Below are 18,737 nucleotides of genomic sequence, written 5' to 3' on the forward strand. Positions count from 1 at the left end.
AACGCCCAAGTGGTGTAGACCAATGCGGAACAGCGTGTGCCGCGTCACCCCTCCTGTCAAGCACGTTGCCAAAGCGTTGCGGAGTCGTCCGACCAATTTCGTGTCGATTGGCGGGGGTTCGAACGCACGAAAGGACCCGGACAAGGCATCCTTGTGATGCGTGACATGGAGTGCGAGGAGGAGGCCATGCTGGAGACGACGCCTGCATCAGGCGTGGACGCCAGGACGCGTGCACAGCGCGAGCCGAAGTACTGGGGTCTCAAGCGGCACCTGCTCGACCTGCTGAGGGCATTGCCGCCTGGTTCGCCGATCCCAACGGAACGGTCGCTGGCCGCGGAGTTCGACGTCTCCAGGACCACGGTCCGCCAGGCGCTCGCCGAGCTGACGGTCGAAGGGCGACTGCTCCGGGTGCAGGGCAAAGGCACCTTCGCGGCCGAACCCAAGGTCGCCCAGAGGTTGCAGCTGTCTTCGTACACAGAGGACATGCGGGCCCAGGGCCGCGTGCCGTCGTCGAAGCTCATCGAGGCCTCCGAGATGCCTGCGGAGGCAGAGCTGGCGCGGCTGCTCGGCGTGCGTCCCGGTGCCAAGGTGCTGCGCCTGCACCGCCTGCGCCTGGCCGACAACGAGCCGATGGCGATCGAGACGACGCACCTGGCGCTGGGCCGGTTCCGCGGACTCCGCCGCTACCTGGCGCCCGGTGCCTCGCTGTACCAGGTGCTGTCCGAGCGGTTCGGCGTCGAGATGGGACACGCCGAGGAGACGATCGAGACCGCACTCGCGTCGCCTGAGGAGGCGGAGCTGCTCGGCGCCGACATCGGCCTGCCGATGCTGCTGCTGTCGCGGCACTCGTTCGACACCGAGGGCAACCCGATCGAGTGGGTCCGGTCCGTCTACCGCGGTGACCGGTACAAGTTCGTCGCCACGCTGAACCGGCCGTCTTGATCGGCCGGGCATGATTTCGTGGGGCACACCGCGCGCCCGCGCGGTGCTGGCCACGACGATCCTCGGTTCGGGCATGGCGATGCTCGACGGCACGATCGTCAACGTGGCACTGCCCCGGATCGGCGCCGAGTTCACCGCGTCGGTGACCGATCTGCAGTGGATCCTGAACGGCTACATGCTGGCGCTGGCCTCGCTGATCCTGGTCGCGGGATCACTGGGCGACCGGTTCGGCCGCCGCCGGGTCTACATGATCGGCGTGGTGTGGTTCGGCGTCGCGTCGCTTTTGTGCGGCGTCGCGTGGGATGTCTGGGTGCTGGTCGCCGCGCGCGTGCTGCAGGGCGTGGGCGCGGCGCTGCTGACGCCGGGTGCCCTAGCGATCCTGCAGTCGTCGTTCAACCGCGAGGACCGCTCGCGCGCGATCGGCGCCTGGTCGGGCCTGTCCGGCGTGGCCACCGCCATCGGGCCGTTCGTCGGCGGGCTGCTCGTGCAGGCGTGGTCGTGGCGGCTCGCGTTCCTGGTGAACCTGCCGGTGGCCGTCGTGTGCGTGTGGCTCGCGCTGCGGTTCGTGCCGGAGTCGCGCGATGCCGAGGCCGGCCACCCCAACTACCTCTCGGCGCTGGTCGGCGCGGTCGGCCTGGCTCTGCTGACCGGCGGCCTGGTCGAGCAGTCGTATCTCGTGGCCGGGCTCGGGCTCGTCGCGATGATCGCGTTCGGTGTGCTCCAGGTGCGCTCGGCCGACCCGCTCGTGCCGCCTTCGTTGTTCCGCGACCGCACGTTCCTGGTGGCGAACCTGCTGACGTTCCTGGTCTACGCGGCGCTGGGCGGCGTGATGATGCTGCTGATCCTCCAGCTCCAGGTGTCGCTCGGCTACTCGCCGACGGCGTCCGGCCTGGCCAGTGTGCCGATCACGATCATCATGCTGCTGACCTCGTCGACCTCCGGCAAGATCGCGCAACGCCACGGCCCGCGCTGGCAGCTCGTCATCGGCCCGATCCTCGTCGGCCTCGGCATGCTGCTGCTCCGCGGCGCCGTACCCGGCTCGACCTACCTGACGGGCGTCCTGCCCGGCATCGTGGTCTTCGGCATCGGCCTGGCCGTGGTGGTCGCGCCGGTCACCGCGACGGTGATGGCCGCCGCACCCGACCACCACGCGGGCGTCGCGTCCGGCGTCAACAACGCCGTGGCGCGCACCGGCAGCCTGCTCGCGATGGCCGTGCTGCCCGCGGCGATCGGCCTGACGGGCGACGACTACACGAACCCGGCGATCATGACCTCCGCGTGGGAGATGGCGCTCGTGCTGTGCGCGGTCGCGTCGATCATCGGCGGCCTGCTCGCGATCGGGGTGGACAACGGGGTGCTGGCCAAGGAGCACGAGCAGCCGGACAACCCGCACCCCGGCGAGTGCCTGCACTGCGGGGTGGAGGGGCCGCCGACGCACGTCCGCTCCGGTGGTGAGCACGCTCGCTCGTGACTGGTTTCGCTGCGGGTGAGGAGCAGTGGCGGGCGCGACTGGGCGCGTTGCGGCAGGTCGTTCGGCAGGAGCTGGTGTCCCGGCAGCTGGCGGCTCACTTGCCGCGTTCGACTCCGTTGCGCGTGTTGGACGTCGGGTGTGGTCAAGGCACGCAGATGCTGCGACTGGCTCGGGCCGGCCACGACGTGACCGGGGTGGACTCATCGGCGGTCTTGCTGGGCGAGCTCAGGCGTGCCGTGTCCGACGACGTCCGCGTGCGGGTGCGCACGGTGCAGGACGACATCCGGAACCTGGCTTCGCTGTTCGACCCCGGAAGCTTCGACGTCGTGCTGTGCCACGGCGTCCTGATGTACTTCGCCGATCCCGAGCCGGTGCTGGACGACCTGGCGCGGCTGGTCGCACCGGACGGCGTGCTGTCGCTGCTGGTGCGCAACGGTGATGCGCTGGCGATGCGGCCAGGTCTGCTCGGCGACTGGGACGCGGCGCGACGGGCGTTCGAGAGCTCGTCCTACGACAACCGCATCGGGGTCGAGGCTCGCGCCGATCGCCTCGACGACCTGGTCGCCTCGCTGGCGGGCCGAGGGATGACGGTGCGCGCCTGGTACGGAGTGAGGGTGTTCACCGACACTGCCGCCACCGACGCGGCGTTGCCCGACGAACCTGAGCTAACAGCATTGCTGGCGTGCGAGGAGAGGGCCGGATCGTCCGACCCCTACCGTCGGGTGGCGGCGTTGACCCACGTGATCGCGAGTTCAGGCGGTCAGCACGCGAGCGAGTAGCGCGGCGTCGACGTTGCCGCCGGACACGATGGCGACACCACCCCCGAGCTTCGCCTGCGCCGCCACCGCCACCGCCCCACTCGGCTCGGCGACCAGCCGTGCCCGCCGAGCCAGATCGGCCATCGCAGCCAAGATCTCGTCCTCGGACACCGTGATCACATCGTCGACGAACTTGCTGATGTGCGCCCAAGTCAGCTCCGAGGGCTCGTCCCGCAGCGCGTCAGCGACCGTCTGAGCGCGCTCCACAGGGTCCCAGCGCACCAACGAGCCCACCTTCAAAGACGCCGCGATGTCGGCGGCCAGCGCGGGTTCCGCACCGATCACGCGGACGTCCGGCCGCAGCGACTTGATCGCCGTGGCGACGCCCGAGATCAGTCCGCCACCCGACATCGGCACGACGACCGCGTCGACCGACGGCAGGTCCGAGAGGATCTCCAGGCCGATCGTGCCCTGGCCGGCGATCACGTCCGGGTGGTCGAACGGCGGAATCAACGCGGCCCCGCGTTCGGCGACAAGAGCCTCGGCCCGCTCGACGCGTTCGGTGATGCCGACGATGAAGACCTCGGCCCCCAGCGCGCGAGTGGCCTCGATCTTGACCGTAGGGGTGTTCGAAGGCATCACGATCGCCGCCGGGACGCCGTGCAGACGGGCCGCGAACGCCACCGCCTGGGCGTGGTTGCCGCTGGAATAGGCGACCACGCCACGCGAACGGTTCTCCAGGCGTGCCAACGCGTTCAGCGCGCCGCGGAGTTTGAAGGCGCCGATCGGCTGCAGCGACTCGGGCTTGAGCCAGCCCGAACCGAAGGGCAGCAGCGGCGTGCGCACCACAAAAGGCGCGATCACCGAGGCGGCCGCACGAACGTCATCGAGCGAGATCATTCGGACACCAGGGACGCGAACAGAGCGGGTTCGATGTTGCCGCCCGACACCACGGCCACGGTCGGGCCGGTGGGCAGCGAGCGGTTCAGGTACGCCGCAACGGGAACCGCGCCGCTCGGCTCGGCCACCACGCGGGTGCGGCGAGCGATTTCCCGCACGGCCGAACGGATTTCGTCCTCCGAAACAGTGATGATGTCGTCCACGTGCTCGCGGATGTGCGCGAAGGTCAGTTCGGACGGTTCGGCGCGCAGGCCGTCGGCGATGGTGCGGGCGCGGTCGTGCGCGTCCCAGCGGACCAGCGAGCCCGCGGCGAGGGAAGCAGCGGCGTCGGCGGCCAGCTCCGGTTCGACGCCGATCACGCGGACGTTGGGGCGCAACGACTTCACGGCAACAGCCACGCCGGAGATCAGGCCGCCGCCGCTGACCGGGACCAGCACCGTGGCCACGTCGGGCAGGTCCGCGCAGATCTCCAGGCCGACGGTGCCCTGGCCGGCGATCACGTCCGGGTGGTCGAACGGCGGGATCAACGTGGCACCGCGTTCCTCGACCAGTTCGTGAGCGCGCGACTCGCGTTCGGTGATGCCGACGACGAACACCTCGGCGCCGTGTGCGCGCGTTGCGTCGATCTTCAACTGAGGGGTGTTGTCCGGGACGACGATCGCCGCTGGCATGCCGAGATGCTTGGCGGCGTAGGCGACTGCTTGCGCGTGGTTACCGCTCGAGTACGCCACGACACCACGGGCGCGGGCCTCGGAAGGTATGCGGGACAAGGCGTTCACCGCGCCGCGTTGCTTGAAGGCCCCGATGGGCTGCAGCGACTCCGGCTTGATCCACAAAGAGGAATCGAACGACAGCAGCGGCGTGTGCACGACATGCGGGGCGATCGCGGCGGCGGCCGCGTGGATGTCTTCGAGAGTCACCAGGCGCATATGTCGATGATGCACGTCACCGGGGCACAACCGGTGAACTGTGCCCGACGTCCTACAAGTGTCATGTCTGAAAAGGAGAAAATCACCCCCGTCAAGCTCATCGCGAGTGTGCTCGCCGCCGCTACCGCGGCTGTGCTGAGCCTTCGCCTCAACGTCGCCGGCACCATCATCGGTGCGATCCTCGCGAGCGTGGTGACCACAGTGGGCGCCGTGTACTACCAACGTTCGATGGAGCGCGAAAAGCGTTGGCAGGTCATCGCGGTCGGCGGCCTGCTCGTGTTCGTGCTGACCGTCCTCACCGTCACGAGCGTCCAACTCGTCACGGGCAAACCGACGTCGGCGGATCCCGCGCAGACCACCACGAGCACGAGCGTCCCGACGAAGACCGAGACCCGCACCGAGACCACGAAGATCGAAACGATCACCGTTACGGCTCCGCCGAGCACGTCCGGTCAGTCGCCCGCCGAAAGCACCACGACGACCGGACCGCCCAGCACGTCGACAGAATCCCGACAGCCGACCGACAGCCCGGCACCGACGTCAACTGTCGACCCCATTCGGTGATCACGTCACTACTTTGAGCGATAGTTAACTGTCAATTGCTACGCACCGCAGTTGATCTGTCGTGAGCTGTGACACACTTCGTCCACGGTCGAGGCGGGGCGTCATAGATAACGGGCCCATAACGTCACTCGAACGGGCGAACGATTCGGTCCGAAAGAGACCGGGAGGAGGGCGCAATGAGGCTCGTGGCGCGACCACTTGAGCGCGGCGCCCTCGCACGACGCGAGAAAGAACTGGGGATTGGAGGGGTGGGGCGACCCCTGCCGCCGCCCCACCACCCGTCCCCCTAGAGCCCCCGAGAGAGGTCCCTGCAACCGATCTCTCGGGTTCCCCTGCACCCGAAAGTGAGGGAGACGTCTGATGAACCGCACGAGTGCGGCCCGTATTACCGGTGCCGTTCTGCTCGCCACCGGAGTCGTGACTGCTCTCAGCGTACCGGCGTTTGGCGCCCCTGCCGCACCAGTCGCCCCAACCGGTTCCGACACGGAGAGCTACCCGGCCGAATTGCTCCAAGCGGTGGAACGTGATTTGGGCCTGAACGCTGACCAGGCACGCGTCCGGTTGGCCAGTGACCAGAAGTCGAGCGAACTCGCGGAGCAGGCGAAGGCCTCTCTCGGCGACGCGTTCGGCGGATCGTGGATCGACCAGGCGAGCGGCAGACTGACCGTCGCGGTGACCAAGTCGGGACTCTCCGTGAGCGGCGCGGACACCAAGGTCGTCCAGAACTCGCTCACCCAGCTCAACGGAACCAAGTCGGTGCTCGACCTCATGAGCGCCCCCGCGAGCATCACCAGCTGGCGCGTGGACGAGAAGTCCAACGCCGTCGTGGTCGAGGTCAACAAGAACACCAGGGACGCGGCCGCGGACAAGTGGATCGCCACGGCCAAGGGCATCAGCGGCGCCGTCCAGGTCGCCGAGGTGACCGAGAGCCCGACGCCGCTGTACGACCTGCGTGGTGGCGACGCCATCTACATGGGCGGCGGCCGCTGCTCGCTCGGCTTCTCCGTGTCCGGCGGCTACGTGACGGCAGGCCACTGCGGCCGCGCCGGCACCGCGGTCTCCGGCTACAACCGCGTCGCGCAGGGCTCGTTCGCCGGCTCGGTCTTCCCGGGCAGCGACATGGCGCACGTCCGCACCAACGCCAACTGGACCCCGCGTCCGTGGGTCAACCGCTACGGCGGCGCGAACGTGATCGTCCGCGGTTCCACCGTGGCGGCCATCGGCGCGCAGATCTGCCGTTCCGGTTCCACGACCGGTTGGCGTTGCGGCACGGTCCAGGCCTACAACCAGACCGTGAACTACCCGCAGGGCACCGTCCGCGGCCTCACCCGCACCAACGCGTGCGCGGAGCCCGGCGACTCCGGCGGTTCGTGGGTGGCGGGCTCCGGCTTCGGTCAGGCCCAGGGCGTGACGTCCGGTGGTTCGGGCAACTGCTCGTCCGGCGGCACCACGTTCTTCCAGCCGGTGAACCCGATCCTGTCGCGCTACGGCCTGACCCTCACGCGCGGCTAGGCCTCAGCTGAACTGAACAGACCGTTTCGAGAGCCCGTACCAGAAGCCTTCAACGCTGGTACGGGCTTTCTCGTCGCTCGCAGCGCCGAGCGCCACGAACAGCGGCGCGAAGTGCTCGGTCCGCGGGTGGGCGATGCCGGCCGCAGGAGCCTTCTGCTGGAAGTCCAGCAACGCGTCCACGTCGCCGCTCTCCAGCTGCTGGTGCGCCCAGTCGTCGAACTCCTTCGACCACGACGGCGGCTCGTAGTCCGTGCCCCGGTCGAAGTGCACGCAGCTCAGGTTGTGCGTCATGAACCCGCTGCCGACGATCAGGACGTTCTGATCCCGCAACGGCGCCAGCTTGCGGCCGATCTCGTGCAGCTCGCGCGGGTCGAGCGTGGGCATCGACAGCTGCAGCACCGGCACGTCCGCGTCCGGGAACATCTCCTTCAGCGGCACATAAGCGCCGTGATCGAGACCGCGCTCGGCGTCCTGCTCGACGTGCCCGCCGAGGAGCTTGCGGACGTCGTCGGCGAGCTGCGGCGCACCCGGTGCCTCGTACGTGACCTCGTAGTACCGCTGCGGGAAGCCCCAGAAGTCGTAGACCAGCGGCACGGTCGTGGTCGCGCCGATCGTCGTCGGCGCCTCCTCCCAGTGCGCGGAGACCATGAGCACGGCCTCCGGGCGCGGGAGCGTGGCGGACCAGTCCTTGAGCTCTCTGGTCCACGTCTCGTCATCGGCCAGCGGGGGTGCCCCGTGGCTCAGGTACAGCACTGGTGCGCTCACGTCATCGAGCGTACGCCGGTTTGTTCAAATTTCAACGACTAAGTTCAGTTTTGAACAACTCGGCGGCCTTGCGCGGGTCCTCCGCCTCGGTGATGGCCCGCACGACGACGACGCGGGTGGCTCCCGCCGCCTTGACCTCGTGCAGGTTCTGCAGGTCGATGCCGCCGATCGCGAACCACGGCCGCCGCATGCCCTTGGTCGCCTTGACCAGGTCGAGGCCCGGCGCCGGACGTCCCGGCTTGGTCGGCGTCGGCCAGCACGGGCCGGTGCAGAAGTAGTCCACGCCGTGCTGCGTCGCCGCCGCCTGCATCTGGTCGACGTCGTGGGTGGAGCGGCCGATCACCGGGTGCTCGCCGATGATGTGGCGCGCGCACGAGACGGGCAGGTCGTCCTGGCCGAGGTGCAGCACGTCGGCCCGGAGCGCGTGGGCGATGTCCGCGCGGTCGTTGACGGCGAGCAGCTTCCCGTGGCTGTCCGCGGCCTCGGCGAGGATTTCCAGCGCCTTCAGCTCCTGCTTCGCCTCCAGCGACTTGTCCCGCAGCTGGATGATGTCGACCCCGCCGGCGAGCGCCGCATCGGCGAACTCGGCCAGATCAGGCCGGTTCGGCGTGCAGAGGTAGAGCGTCGCGTCGGCGAGTCGTTGCCTGATCAGGTTTCCGTCGAGTCCTGGCACGCTCGCACGGTAACCGTTATGTTGGTGTCGGTCCGCACGGGAGCCTGGAGAACACCGGGCTGAGAGGGAGCGTGGTTCGCTCCGACCGTCGAACCTGATCCGGGTCATGCCGGCGCAGGGAGCGTGAATGCCTTGAGCAGTGTGGAAGTGGCCGTCCGGGGTGGCGGTGTCATCGGCCTGTCCGTCGCGTTGTTCGCGGCACGGGCCGGCTATTCGGTTTCCGTTTTCGACCACGCGTCGCCGCACGCCGGCTCACGGGTCGCGGGCGGCATGCTCGCGCCGTTGACGGAGGCCTGGCCGGGCGAGGAAGCCGTGGTGGCGCAGGGTGTCGAGGCCCTGGCGAGGTGGCCTGCGTTCGCCGAGTCGATCGGGGTCGAACTGTTCACCGCGGGCACGCTGGCCGTCGGCACGCAGCCAGGTGATCTCGCCGACCTGCGGCACGCGGGGGAGTTGCTGACGTCACGGGAGATCCGTGCTCTGGAACCGTCGCTGGGGCCTGCGGTCCGTGGCGGCGTGTACGCGTCGGGTGACCTCGCCGTCGACAACCGTGCGCTGCTTTCCGCACTGTGGAAGGCATGTCGCGAGGCCGGAGTCGTGTCTGATGTGGACGGACGGGTGCAGGTGATCGCGGCCGGGGCGTGGAGCGGGCAGCTGCATCCCGCGTTGCGCGACGTCATCCGCCCGGTCAAGGGCGAGATTTTGCGGCTGACACATCGGCCTGGCGCGTTGCCACCCCCTCGCCACACGATCCGCGCACTCGTTTCCGGTCGCCCGGTGTATCTCGTGCCACGGGAGGACGGTCTCGTCGTCGGTGCCACTCAGTACGAGGCCGGGTTCGACACCGACGTCTCCGTGGCAGGTGTGCGGGACCTGTTGCGGGACGCGGAAACCGTGCTGCCGGGCATCGCCGAGTACGCGCTGGCGGAGGCCGCTGTCGGGTTCCGCGCGGGCAGCCCGGACAACGTCCCGATCGTGCGCTGGCTCGAACCGGGCGTGATCGCCGCGACGGGCCACCACCGCAACGGTCTTCTGCTCGCCCCGCACACCGCTCGCCAGGTGGTCGAGCTGCTCGAGGGAGGAAGCTCGTGAAAGCACAGGTCAACGGCACTTCTCGCGACTTGGCCGACGGCACGTCGGTTGCCGCGGTGGTGTCGCTCGTGGGGGCACCGGACAAGGGCGTGGCCGTGGCGCTGGACGGCGCCGTGGTGCCCAGGGCGTTGTGGGACAAGACGATCGTGCCGGACGGCGGCGTGGTCGAGGTGCTGACCGCGGTCCAGGGAGGCTGACGTGGACGATCCGCTGATCATCGCGGGCCGGGAGTTCCGGTCCAGGCTCATCACCGGCACCGGCGGTGCCGCGAACCTCTCCGTGCTGGAACGGGCCCTGGTGGCTTCCGGTACCGAGCTGACCACCGTGGCCATGCGCCGGGTCGACGCGGCCGGGCAGACCGGCGTGCTGGAGTTGTTGCGGCGACTGGGAATCGAGGTCCTGCCGAACACCGCGGGCTGTCGCACGTCCGCCGAGGCCGTGCTCACCGCACAGCTGGCGCGCGAGGCTCTGGAGACGAACTGGGTCAAGCTCGAGGTCGTCCACGACGAGGAGACCCTGCTACCGGACCCGGTCGAGCTGCTGGACGCGGCCGAGCGGCTGGTGAACGACGGGTTCGTCGTCCTGCCCTACACCAACGACGATCCGGTGCTGGCGTTGAAGCTCCAGGACATCGGCTGCGCGACCGTCATGCCGCTGGGCTCGCCGATCGGCACGGGTCTCGGCATCCGCAACCCGCACAACATCGAGCTGATCACCTCACGGGCCACGGTTCCGGTGGTGCTGGACGCCGGTATCGGCACGGCGTCGGACGCGGCGCTCGCGATGGAGCTCGGCTGCTCGGCAGTGCTGCTCGCGACGGCCGTGACGCGCGCCCAGGACCCGGAACGGATGGCCGCCGCAATGCGGTGTGCGGTCGAAGGCGGGCGGCTCGCGCGGTTGGCCGGCCGGATTCCACAGCGGTTCTGGGCCCAGGCTTCCTCTCCCGCCTTGTAGAAAGAACAGGTGCTGATCGGTAGAGCCGGCCCTGTCGCGCGGCTGCGCGAGGCCGTCGACGCCGCCGAGAGCGGTCGCGGTGGCTTGGTGCTGGTCGCCGGCGAGGCCGGCATCGGCAAGACCGCGCTGGTCACCGAGGCCACGACGGGCTGTTCCGCCGTCGGTGCGGCGTGCTGGTCGGACGGCGCGCCGGAGCTGTGGCCGTGGCACCAGGTCGTGCGTGCGCTGGGAGCGGAGTTCCCGGCGCAGGACCGCGAGTTCGACGTTTTCGCCGCCGTGACCGAGGTGCTGCTGGACGCGTGCCGCGACCGCGCGCTCGTCGTGGTGATCGAGGACCTGCACTGGGCGGACGAGGCGTCGTTGCGGTTGCTCGACTTCGCGGTGCAGCACACCGGGTTCGCCCGGCTGCTGTTCATCGGCACCTACCGCGACGACGAAGTGTCGTTGGCGCTCAAGGCGTCCACCGTCGTGCTGTCCGGTCTCAGCCGGGACGAGGTCGCGGAACTGGTGCACGCACCGGACGACGTCGTCGACGAGATCACGAAACGCAGTGGCGGCAACCCGTTCTTCGTCGAGCAGCTCGCGCGGCTGTGGCAGGGCGGCAGTCTGCTCAGCACCATTCCGCCCGGTGCGGCGGCGGTGGTCGAACGGCGGCTCTCCCGGCTGGCCCCGGCGACGGTGGAGGTGCTGCGTCAGGCCGCCGCACTCGGCCACGAGTTCAGCCTGTCGCCGCTGGGCTCGCCAACCGGACTCGACCAGGCGGTCGCGGCCAGGCTCATCCGGTCGCTGGGTGGCGACAGGTACGCGTTCGTGCACGACCTCGTCCGTGCGGCGCTCCACAGTGGACGGGTGGACGTGCAGGTCTTCGTCCGGGCGGGCGAGGACGCGAACCGGCGGCTCGCCTGGGCGGAAGCCGCGCGGTATTACCGGCACGCGCTCGACCTGGCCGACCACGGCCGCGCGGAGATCGCGCTGGAGCTGGGCAACGCCTTGCACGCCTTGAAAGATCTCCGGGGCAGCAGGGAGGCGTTCCGGATCGCCCTGGCGGAGGCTGATCCCGCGCTGGCCGCACGTGTGGCCGTCACGGCTCAGTTGCTGGAAGGAGATCACGACGAAGCGGCGCGCGAGCTCAGCGACACGGCCGTCGAGCTCGCCCGGCAGTCCGGCGAGCACCTCGAGCAGAGCCTGACGTCGCGGCTCGGCTCGATCTACGGCCTGGGCACCGCCGCCGAACGGCTCGCCATCACCGACGAACTGGTGCGGCTGCCCGATCACGACGTGCGGGTCGGGGCGTGGCGGGTGCTGTCGTTCGTCGAGCTCGGCGATCCGCGCTATCTGGCGGAACACCAGGCCTTCCTGGCCGCGGCGCGAGGCGGATCGCCGGTGCTGCGCCACGATGCCGCCGTCACCGAGGTGCTCGTCGCGACGCTGCAGGGCCGCTACGACGACGCCCGCGCCGCCGCCGACACGGCGCGGGAACTGGGGGAGCACCCGTACCTGGACCGCATGCACCTGTGGTGGCTGCATCGGTGGTCGATCGCGGTGCGCGCGGGCGAGGACACCGGCCGGTGGCTGGCCGAGATGCGCACGGATCCACCGCCGTTCCTGCCGCTGGTGGAGGGGCGGGAAATGCCCGGCAACCGGTGGCTCGCGCCGATGTCGTTGCGGCTGCGGGTCGAGGCCGCGGTGCGGTCCGGTGATCGGCGGCGCTGCGCGGAGGTGCGGAAGGAGGTCGAGCCGTTCGCAGGGCAGTGGGCCGTCACGGCCACGCTCCTGTTGGAGGGCCCGGTCGACGGCTGGCTGGCCCGGCTCGACGCGGCAACGGGCGACTGGGAAGCCGCGGCCGCGCGGTGGGCCTCGGTGGCGGAGGTCGCCGATCGGATGGGAGCGCGGCCGTGGGCCGACGAGGCGCGTGCCCAGCTCGACGGCGGTGGGACGTTCCGGCGCGCGGGCAAGGTGTGGGAGCTGGGGTTCGCCGGCCGCACCGCGCACGTGCCGGACTCGAAGGGCCTGCGGGACCTGCACGTTCTCGTGGGATCGCCCGGTGCCGACGTCGCGGCCACGGTGCTCGCGGGTGGCGTGCCGGGCGCGGATCCGGTGCTCGACGACCAGGCCCGTGCCGCGTATCGCCGTCGGCTGACCGAGCTGGACGAGCACATGGCTGTTGCGTCCGACGCCCGTGCCGTCGAGCTGGATCGCGAACGTGAGGCGTTGCTGGACGAGCTCCGCGCGGCGACCGGGCTGGGCGGCCGGTCCCGCCGGCTCGGTGACGAGACCGAACGCGCCCGCAAGGCCGTCACGAACCGCATCAACGACGCGTTGCGCCGGCTCGACGGGCAGCACGAGGAACTGGCGCGGCACCTGCGGGAGTCGATCACCACAGGTGCCGCGTGCCGGTACCGCCCGACGCGACCGATCAGCTGGCGGCGCTGAACTTGCCGGCGTGCTCGGCCGCCCACTGCGCGAACGTCCTGGCGGGCCTGCCGGTCACCTGCTCGACCGTGGGCAGCACCGTGCCGCCCTCTTCCGGAGGGTTGGTGCCGAGCATGATGGCGAACTCGACGTACTCCTGGTCCCAGCCCTGCGCGGCGAGCCGCGCACGTTCCTGCTCCTCGGTCAGGAACTCGATTTCGACCGCGTTCCCGGAGGCCTTCGCGAGCAGCCCGATCCGTTCCTCGGTCGTCAACGCCTCGGGCCCGCTCACCAGACAGGTCTTGCCGCCGTGGCCGTCCTGGGTGAGTGCGGCGACCGCGACGGCGGCGATGTCGGCCTCGTGCACGACAGCGCTCGGCTGGTTGCCGAACACCTGGACCGCACCACCGCGAAACGCCTCGGCCCACTCCAGCGCGTTGGCCATGAACTCCATCGGCCGCACCCAGGTCCACGGCAGATCGCTCGCGTCGAGCGCGTCCTCGACCCCGGTGCGGTCGAAGCCGGAGAGCACGCTGACCCTGCGCACCCCTGCCTGCCGCGCCAGTTCGACGAGCTGCGGTCCCGTTTCCAGCGCTGCGTCACCGCCGAAGGTGATCAGGTGCAGTCCGGTGACGCCCTCCAGCGCCGGAGCAACGCTCTCCGGATCGGTGAGGTCGCCCTTGGCCACCTCGACCCCGGGGAAGAAGTCCGCGTTCAGTGGATTTCTGGTCAGCGCCCGCACGCGGTGGCCTGCCTCGGCGAGCTGCCGCACGATCTCGCGACCGACGGTCCCGGTGGCTCCGGCGACGAGGTACATCGGTTTTCCTCCTTTGTGAGTGGGAAATTCACCAGGGAGGCGCTAGATCAGTTCTAGCTCTTCGCCAGAACTGCACGGGCAGGAGCCGCTACCTTGGGTACACACGTGCTGGGGGATGATTGAGCATTGCCTGAATTCCGCCGAGGAGGACGACTAGCCGTGACGGCCCCCATTGACGCCGAGGTCGAGGACGCGACCGCGCGCCTGTACCTGGCGATCGGCCGGCTGGCCCGGTTGCTGCGACGCACCGGTTCCCCCGGACTCGGCCCCGGCGCGGTCTCCGCGCTGGCCACCCTCGCGCGCTGCGGCCCCATGCGCCTCGGCGACCTGGCGAACAAGGAAGGCGTGGCGCCTCCCACGTTGTCCCGCATCGTCGCGGCCCTGGTCGAAGCCGGGTACGTGAAGCGCGAGCCCGACCCGCAGGACGGCCGCGCCTGGCTCGCCACCCCCACGCCGGAGGGCGAGACGATGGTGTCCGGGGTGCGGTCCGCGCGGGTGCGCGAGCTGCAGCGCCGGATCGAGCAGCTGTCGCCCGAGCACGTGGCGGCGCTGGTGAACGCGTTGGACGCGCTGGAGACGCTCGTCGGAGAAGAGTCGAAGTAGTGCTCGAGCCCGCGGAGCTGGAGCAGTTCGTGACACTGGTTCGGGCGTGCCTCCCGGTGTGGGACGACCGCCGGGCGAGCGACGAAGCGTTCCACGAGTCGCTCGTCCGCGGTCTCGACGCCCTCGCCGAGCAGGGCGAAGGAGAGATCAACCCCTAGGCGGCGAAGACCTGCCGCAGCGCCTGGTTGAAGGCGTCGAACTCCGCGACCAGCACGTCGCGGGTCTGCGCCAGCACGCCGGCGGCCATCGTGCCGCTGAACTCCTCGACGTTCACCAGGCGCGTGCCGCTGTCCGTTGCCGTGAGCTCCCAGCGGTGGCGACCGAAGAACGTCTCGGGGTCGCCGCCCTGGGACGCCAGCACGTGCGGCTCCATCGAGGTGATCTCACCCTCGAAGTCCCGCTCGAACGGCGTGCCCTTGGCCGCCTTCACCTTCGTCTTGGCCCCGTCCACCTGCGTGTATTCCATGACGGGGTTCCAGTCGGCATAGCCGCCGAAGTCCACCAGCACCCGCCACACGGCGTCGATCGGCGCGGGGATGACCAGCTCTGTCCTGACCTCATTTTCCTGCATGGTTGTTCAGCATAATGACGCCAGCTAGTCTTTTTCCATCGTTGGGATCAAGGGGCAGGTGCAGCAGCGCGGCGTCGAGCGACGTCGCGAGATCGTCGACGCCGCGATCGAACTGTTCGGCGTCAACGGGTACGCGGGCACCGGGGTCGCGGCCATCGCCAAGAAGGCGGGCGTCACGCCGTCCGCGGTGATCCACCACTTCGGGTCCAAGGAGAACCTGCTCAAGGCGGTCCTGGACGAGTTCGACGCACGGGCGGCGGCGCGGGTGTCGTCGAAGGACCTCGTGACGGCGTTGCTCGAAGACGCCGAATACACGATGGCGCACAAGGGATTGGCGACGCTGCACACGGTGTTGCAGGCCGAGCACCTCGCGCGGGACGACGAGATCACGCGGCGGTTCCGGGAACGCAATCGGCTCCTGCGCCGGCACTTCGCCGAAGTGCTCGGTGACGCAGGAGCCGTGGAGCTGATCGCGTTTCTCGAAGGCGCGTTGACGGTCTGGCTGCTCGATCCCGAGACCACCGACCTGACGGCGATGTACGCCCGTTACTTGTCGAGCCTCCAGAACGGTGACACCGGGCCGACGCCGGCGCCCAACGGGTAGGCGGCGGCGACCGAGCGCACGATGAAGTCCTTGCCGAACCGCACGGCTTCCGGCACCGAGGCGCCCTTCGCGAGCGCGGAACTGATCGAGGACGCGAGCGTGTCACCGCTGCCGTGCGTGTGCTTGACGTCGTAACGCGGGCCAAGCAGTTCGATGAACTCACGACCGTCGTAGAGCAGGTCGAGGCACTCCGGGTCGTCCCACATGTGGCCGCCCTTCACGAGCACCCACTCCGGACCCATGGCGTGCAACGCTTCCGCCGCAACCCGTTGGTCGGCGCGGTCCTTCACGGCGATGCCGGTGATCAACCGCACCTCGTCGAGGTTCGGCGTCACCAGCGTGGCGCGCGGGAAGAGCAAGCCCCGCAACGCATCCAGTGCCGAGTCGGCCAGCAGCTGGTCGCCGTGCATCGACGCGGAAACCGGGTCGACGACGAACGGGGTGCGACCACCACGCCCGATACCGACGCGGTCCAGCGCGGGCGTGATCGCCTCGATGATCTGCGCCGATGCCAGCATGCCGGTCTTCGCGGCCTGCAGCCCGATGTCCTCGGCCACCGCGATGATCTGCGCGGCCACGGTCGATGCCGGAATTTCGGCGACTCCCGTGACACCGAGCGAGTTCTGGACCGTCACCGCGGTCAGTGCGACGCAGCCGTGCACTCCGCACGCGAAGAGCGTGCGGAGGTCGGCCTGGATCCCCGCACCACCGCCGGAATCGCTTCCGGCGATGGTGAGGACCCGCGGAGGTGTTGCTGTCACGTCGTTTCCACCACTGGCAGGTAGACCTTGTTCCCGGTGTCGGCGAACTCGTCGGACTTCTCCGCCATGCCCGCCTCGATCGCCTCCACTGTGGACAGTCCGCGTTCCTCGGCGTAGCGCCGCACGTCCTGCGTGATCTTCATGGAGCAGAACTTCGGCCCGCACATCGAGCAGAAGTGCGCCGTCTTCGCCGGTTCCGCGGGGAGCGTCTCGTCGTGGAACGAGCGCGCGGTGTCCGGGTCGAGCGACAGGTTGAACTGGTCCTCCCAGCGGAACTCGAAGCGCGCCTTGGACAGCGCGTCGTCCCAGTCCTGGACGCCGGGGTGACCCTTGGCGAGGTCGGCGGAGTGCGCCGCGATCTTGTACGTGATCACGCCGGTCTTCACGTCGTCCCGGTTCGGCAGGCCGAGGTGCTCCTTCGGCGTGACGTAGCAGAGCATCGCGGTGCCCAGCCAGCCGATCTGCGCCGCGCCGATCGCGGACGTGATGTGGTCGTACGCCGGCGCGATGTCCGTGGCCAGCGGCCCGAGGGTGTAGAACGGCGCCTCGCCGCACCACTCCTCTTCGAGTCGGACGTTCTCGGCGATCTTGTGCATCGGCACGTGGCCGGGGCCCTCGATCATGACCTGGACGTCCTTGGCCCGCGCGATGTGCGTGAGCTCGCCGAGGGTCCGCAGTTCCGCGAACTGCGCCTCGTCGTTGGCGTCCGCGATGGAACCCGGCCGCAGCCCGTCACCCAGCGAGAACGTCACGTCGTAGGTGCGCAGGATGTCGCAGAGTTCCTCGAAGTGCGTGTAGAGGAAGCTCTCCTTGTGGTGCGCGAGGCACCACGCGGCCATGATCGACCCGCCGCGCGAGACGATGCCCGTCACGCGCTTGGCTGTGAGCGGCACGTACCGCAGCAGCACGCCCGCGTGCACGGTCATGTAGTCGACGCCCTGCTCGCACTGCTCGATCACGGTGTCGCGGTAGACCTCCCACGACAGCGCCGCCGGGTCGCCGTTCACCTTCTCCAGCGCCTGGTAGATCGGCACGGTGCCGATGGGCACCGGCGAGTTGCGCAGGATCCACTCGCGCGTCTCGTGGATCCGCTTGCCGGTGGACAGGTCCATGATCGTGTCGGCACCCCAGCGGGACGCCCACACCATCTTCTCGACCTCGTCCTCGATCGACGACGACACGGCGGAGTTGCCGATGTTGGCGTTGATCTTCACGAGGAACTTCTTGCCGATGATCATCGGCTCGGCCTCGGGGTGCTTGCGGTTCAACGGAATCACCGCACGCCCGATGGCCACCTCGTTGCGAACGAACTCCGCGTCGAGGTTCTCGCGCACCGCGATGTACTTCATCTCCGGGGTGATGATCCCGGCCTTCGCGTACGCGAGCTGGCTGACAGCTCCGTTGATCGGTTCCCGTGCGGCGACCCACCCCGACCTGAGGTCAGGAAGTCCACTGTGGACGTCGATCACCGCGTTGTCGTCGGTATACGGACCGGAAGTGTCGTACAGATCGACATGTTCGCCGTTGGTCAGTTCCACCCTGCGGAAAGGCACCCGGATGTCAGAAGCGACTTCGCGGTACACCTTGCGGGAGCCCGAGATCGGGCCGGTGGTCACACTGGGCTTGACCGAACGGTCGTCAAGTGCCGTCACGACATTCCTCCCTACGCCGGCATTACCCGGTCAGGTTCAGGCGGTCGGTGACACCGGCACTACTGCCAGTCACCCTCTCAGCCCGCTCAGGCGCGAGCTCCCGCGTTGTGTTGAGTTGTCGAGACCCGACCATAGTCAGCGCGCGCCGTAGCTGCCAAGGCCGTCGTTTGCCCCTAATCTTCTCTACCGTGGCGGATCATCAGCCGTTCCCGCCCGGCGCGCGTCGCGGTCAACGTCCCGCCGTGGTCTCTGCATGCCCTTCCTGCGGTGAACTCGCAGGTCGCGGCTACCCCGACTGCGGTTTCTGCGCCGAGCTGCTCGACCAGTTCTGGCTCGCGGACTGGGAGGCGCTGCGCACGTCGTCCCAGCTGGCGGACCGGGAGCTGGCCGAGCTGGTGACATCCGCCGACGTCGGCGAGTACCCGTGGACGTGCGTCGACTGGGCGATGACGCTGCTCGCGTGTTCGAGGTGCGGTGCCGAGCTCGGCACCGGGCCGGTCGAGTGCGTGCGGTGCGCCGTCACGGAGGAGCGCCGGTGGAACTGGGACCACTCGGCGCACCCGTACACGATGAGCGCGAACGAGCACCTGTTACGGGTCGCCCGCGCGGCCATGCGCGCACCCCACCGGCGCCGGCCGGCGGTGGTGCAGGCCTGGCAGCTGGTGCTGCCGTTCCTCATCGCCGGTGAGGTGATCGAGTTCGGCCGCCTCGACCGAATTCGCGCGCACGTGCTGGCCGGTGGCTACGCCTCCATGGCGGC

21 protein-coding genes and 2 riboswitches are annotated in these 18,737 nt (G+C 69.5%); of the genes, 12 read left to right on the plus strand and 9 right to left on the minus strand.

From position 1 onward, the window contains the following. Positions 1-186 precede the first annotated feature (186 nt). The 3 genes from DI276_RS08530 to DI276_RS08540 are packed head-to-tail and all read left to right on the plus strand — an operon-like array spanning position 187 to position 3,192. Positions 187-942, plus strand: a complete 756-nt coding sequence (locus DI276_RS08530; RefSeq protein ID WP_030470948.1) for a GntR family transcriptional regulator — start codon at positions 187-189, stop codon at positions 940-942. Between the two features lie 10 nt (positions 943-952). Continuing rightward, a complete protein-coding gene (locus DI276_RS08535; RefSeq protein ID WP_112262716.1) occupies positions 953-2,413 on the plus strand; it encodes an MFS transporter in 1,461 nt (486 codons plus the stop codon). Beyond that, the gene (locus DI276_RS08540; protein ID WP_112262717.1) at positions 2,410-3,192 is read left to right on the plus strand and encodes a class I SAM-dependent methyltransferase; all 783 of its coding nucleotides are present in this window, start codon (positions 2,410-2,412) and stop codon (positions 3,190-3,192) included. The genes DI276_RS08535 and DI276_RS08540 overlap by 4 nt, the downstream gene beginning before the upstream one ends. Here DI276_RS08540 and DI276_RS08545 read toward each other — a convergent pair. Both DI276_RS08545 and DI276_RS08550 read right to left on the minus strand, forming a co-directional pair. Further along, positions 3,166-4,071 (minus strand): threonine ammonia-lyase, encoded by a 906-nt coding sequence (locus DI276_RS08545; protein ID WP_112262718.1) that lies wholly within the window; start codon positions 4,069-4,071, stop codon positions 3,166-3,168. The two genes, DI276_RS08540 and DI276_RS08545, sit on opposite strands and share 27 nt — an antisense overlap. Then, a complete protein-coding gene (locus DI276_RS08550) occupies positions 4,068-5,000 on the minus strand; it encodes a threonine ammonia-lyase (RefSeq protein ID WP_112262719.1) in 933 nt (310 codons plus the stop codon). Before DI276_RS08550 ends, DI276_RS08545 begins: the two co-directional genes overlap by 4 nt. Before the next feature lie 63 nt (positions 5,001-5,063). Here DI276_RS08550 and DI276_RS08555 point away from each other — a divergent pair, with 63 nt between their 5' ends. Together DI276_RS08555 and DI276_RS08560 are read left to right on the plus strand one after the other, a co-directional pair. Next, positions 5,064-5,564 (plus strand): hypothetical protein, encoded by a 501-nt coding sequence (locus DI276_RS08555; protein WP_112262720.1) that lies wholly within the window; start codon positions 5,064-5,066, stop codon positions 5,562-5,564. Between the two features lie 516 nt (positions 5,565-6,080). Beyond that, positions 6,081-7,076: a S1 family peptidase gene (locus tag DI276_RS08560; RefSeq protein ID WP_332874626.1), complete on the plus strand. Its 996-nt coding sequence runs from the start codon at positions 6,081-6,083 to the stop codon at positions 7,074-7,076. 3 nt (positions 7,077-7,079) lie between these two features. Here the strand turns inward: DI276_RS08560 and DI276_RS08565 are convergent, their stop codons facing one another. Further along, positions 7,080-7,841 (minus strand): dioxygenase family protein, encoded by a 762-nt coding sequence (locus DI276_RS08565; protein WP_112262722.1) that lies wholly within the window; start codon positions 7,839-7,841, stop codon positions 7,080-7,082. A 31-nt stretch (positions 7,842-7,872) separates the two neighbouring features. Beyond that, on the minus strand, positions 7,873-8,514 hold the full coding sequence (gene thiE, locus DI276_RS08570) for a thiamine phosphate synthase (RefSeq protein WP_112262723.1): 642 nt from the start codon (positions 8,512-8,514) through the stop codon (positions 7,873-7,875). 26 nt (positions 8,515-8,540) lie between these two features. Continuing rightward, a riboswitch (TPP riboswitch) is annotated at positions 8,541-8,652 on the plus strand. Between thiE and DI276_RS08575 the strand changes: the two genes are divergently transcribed. The 4 genes from DI276_RS08575 (at position 8,647) to DI276_RS08590 (ending at position 12,990) form a co-directional block, all read left to right on the plus strand. After that, a complete protein-coding gene (locus DI276_RS08575) occupies positions 8,647-9,603 on the plus strand; it encodes an FAD-dependent oxidoreductase (protein WP_112262724.1) in 957 nt (318 codons plus the stop codon). (Overlaps the previous riboswitch by 6 nt.) Next, positions 9,600-9,800 (plus strand): sulfur carrier protein ThiS, encoded by a 201-nt coding sequence (thiS, locus tag DI276_RS08580; RefSeq protein ID WP_112262725.1) that lies wholly within the window; start codon positions 9,600-9,602, stop codon positions 9,798-9,800. Before DI276_RS08575 ends, thiS begins: the two co-directional genes overlap by 4 nt. Before the next feature lies 1 nt (position 9,801). Beyond that, the gene (thiG, locus tag DI276_RS08585; RefSeq protein WP_112262726.1) at positions 9,802-10,557 is read left to right on the plus strand and encodes a thiazole synthase; all 756 of its coding nucleotides are present in this window, start codon (positions 9,802-9,804) and stop codon (positions 10,555-10,557) included. 9 nt (positions 10,558-10,566) lie between these two features. Next, positions 10,567-12,990 carry an ATP-binding protein gene (locus DI276_RS08590; RefSeq protein WP_112262727.1) on the plus strand — a complete coding sequence of 808 codons (2,424 nt, stop codon included), beginning with the start codon at positions 10,567-10,569 and terminating at the stop codon, positions 12,988-12,990. On the opposite strand, the gene DI276_RS08595 is transcribed toward DI276_RS08590, so the two are convergent. Next, positions 12,974-13,786 (minus strand): NAD(P)H-binding protein, encoded by an 813-nt coding sequence (locus tag DI276_RS08595; RefSeq protein WP_112262728.1) that lies wholly within the window; start codon positions 13,784-13,786, stop codon positions 12,974-12,976. The two genes, DI276_RS08590 and DI276_RS08595, sit on opposite strands and share 17 nt — an antisense overlap. Before the next feature lie 159 nt (positions 13,787-13,945). On the opposite strand from DI276_RS08595, the gene DI276_RS08600 reads away from it, so the two are divergent. Together DI276_RS08600 and DI276_RS49805 are read left to right on the plus strand one after the other, a co-directional pair. Beyond that, entirely contained in the window at positions 13,946-14,389 is a 444-nt protein-coding gene (locus DI276_RS08600; RefSeq protein WP_232836528.1) for a MarR family winged helix-turn-helix transcriptional regulator, read from the plus strand. Beyond that, positions 14,389-14,547, plus strand: a complete 159-nt coding sequence (locus DI276_RS49805; RefSeq protein WP_157984588.1) for a hypothetical protein — start codon at positions 14,389-14,391, stop codon at positions 14,545-14,547. Before DI276_RS08600 ends, DI276_RS49805 begins: the two co-directional genes overlap by 1 nt. Here the strand turns inward: DI276_RS49805 and DI276_RS08605 are convergent. Beyond that, a complete protein-coding gene (locus DI276_RS08605; protein WP_112262729.1) occupies positions 14,544-14,960 on the minus strand; it encodes an SRPBCC domain-containing protein in 417 nt (138 codons plus the stop codon). The two genes, DI276_RS49805 and DI276_RS08605, sit on opposite strands and share 4 nt — an antisense overlap. A 58-nt stretch (positions 14,961-15,018) precedes the next feature. On the opposite strand from DI276_RS08605, the gene DI276_RS08610 reads away from it, so the two are divergent. Beyond that, on the plus strand, positions 15,019-15,564 hold the full coding sequence (locus DI276_RS08610; RefSeq protein WP_198680514.1) for a TetR/AcrR family transcriptional regulator: 546 nt from the start codon (positions 15,019-15,021) through the stop codon (positions 15,562-15,564). Here the strand turns inward: DI276_RS08610 and thiD are convergent. The 3 genes from thiD to DI276_RS49810 all read right to left on the minus strand — a co-directional run bounded on the left by thiD (position 15,507) and on the right by DI276_RS49810 (position 18,656). Then, entirely contained in the window at positions 15,507-16,325 is an 819-nt protein-coding gene (gene thiD / locus DI276_RS08615) for a bifunctional hydroxymethylpyrimidine kinase/phosphomethylpyrimidine kinase (RefSeq protein ID WP_112262731.1), read from the minus strand. The two genes, DI276_RS08610 and thiD, sit on opposite strands and share 58 nt — an antisense overlap. Continuing rightward, positions 16,322-17,977 carry a phosphomethylpyrimidine synthase ThiC gene (gene thiC, locus DI276_RS08620; RefSeq protein WP_112262732.1) on the minus strand — a complete coding sequence of 552 codons (1,656 nt, stop codon included), beginning with the start codon at positions 17,975-17,977 and terminating at the stop codon, positions 16,322-16,324. Before thiC ends, thiD begins: the two co-directional genes overlap by 4 nt. After that, a riboswitch (TPP riboswitch) is annotated at positions 17,967-18,091 on the minus strand. (Overlaps the previous gene by 11 nt.) A 172-nt stretch (positions 18,092-18,263) precedes the next feature. Further along, positions 18,264-18,656: a hypothetical protein gene (locus tag DI276_RS49810; RefSeq protein WP_112262733.1), complete on the minus strand. Its 393-nt coding sequence runs from the start codon at positions 18,654-18,656 to the stop codon at positions 18,264-18,266. Positions 18,657-18,737: the final 81 nt, after the last annotated feature.

This window comes from Lentzea terrae (genome assembly GCF_003265345.1).
Classification (GTDB): Bacteria; Actinomycetota; Actinomycetes; order Mycobacteriales; family Pseudonocardiaceae; genus Lentzea; species Lentzea terrae.

Bases quoted from the DNA above. Each gene is read 5' to 3' on its own strand.
- DI276_RS08530 (WP_030470948.1), top strand. From the start codon at position 187: ATGCTGGAGACGACGCCTGCATCAGGCGTGGACGCCAGGACGCGTGCA.
- DI276_RS08535 (WP_112262716.1), top strand. From the start codon at position 953: ATGATTTCGTGGGGCACACCGCGCGCCCGCGCGGTGCTGGCCACGACG.
- DI276_RS08545 (WP_112262718.1), bottom strand. From the start codon at position 4,071: ATGATCTCGCTCGATGACGTTCGTGCGGCCGCCTCGGTGATCGCGCCT.
- DI276_RS08550 (WP_112262719.1), bottom strand. From the start codon at position 5,000: ATGCGCCTGGTGACTCTCGAAGACATCCACGCGGCCGCCGCCGCGATC.
- DI276_RS08555 (WP_112262720.1), top strand. From the start codon at position 5,064: ATGTCTGAAAAGGAGAAAATCACCCCCGTCAAGCTCATCGCGAGTGTG.
- DI276_RS08595 (WP_112262728.1), bottom strand. From the start codon at position 13,786: ATGTACCTCGTCGCCGGAGCCACCGGGACCGTCGGTCGCGAGATCGTG.
- DI276_RS08605 (WP_112262729.1), bottom strand. From the start codon at position 14,960: ATGCAGGAAAATGAGGTCAGGACAGAGCTGGTCATCCCCGCGCCGATC.
- DI276_RS49810 (WP_112262733.1), bottom strand. From the start codon at position 18,656: ATGAGGAACGGCAGCACCAGCTGCCAGGCCTGCACCACCGCCGGCCGG.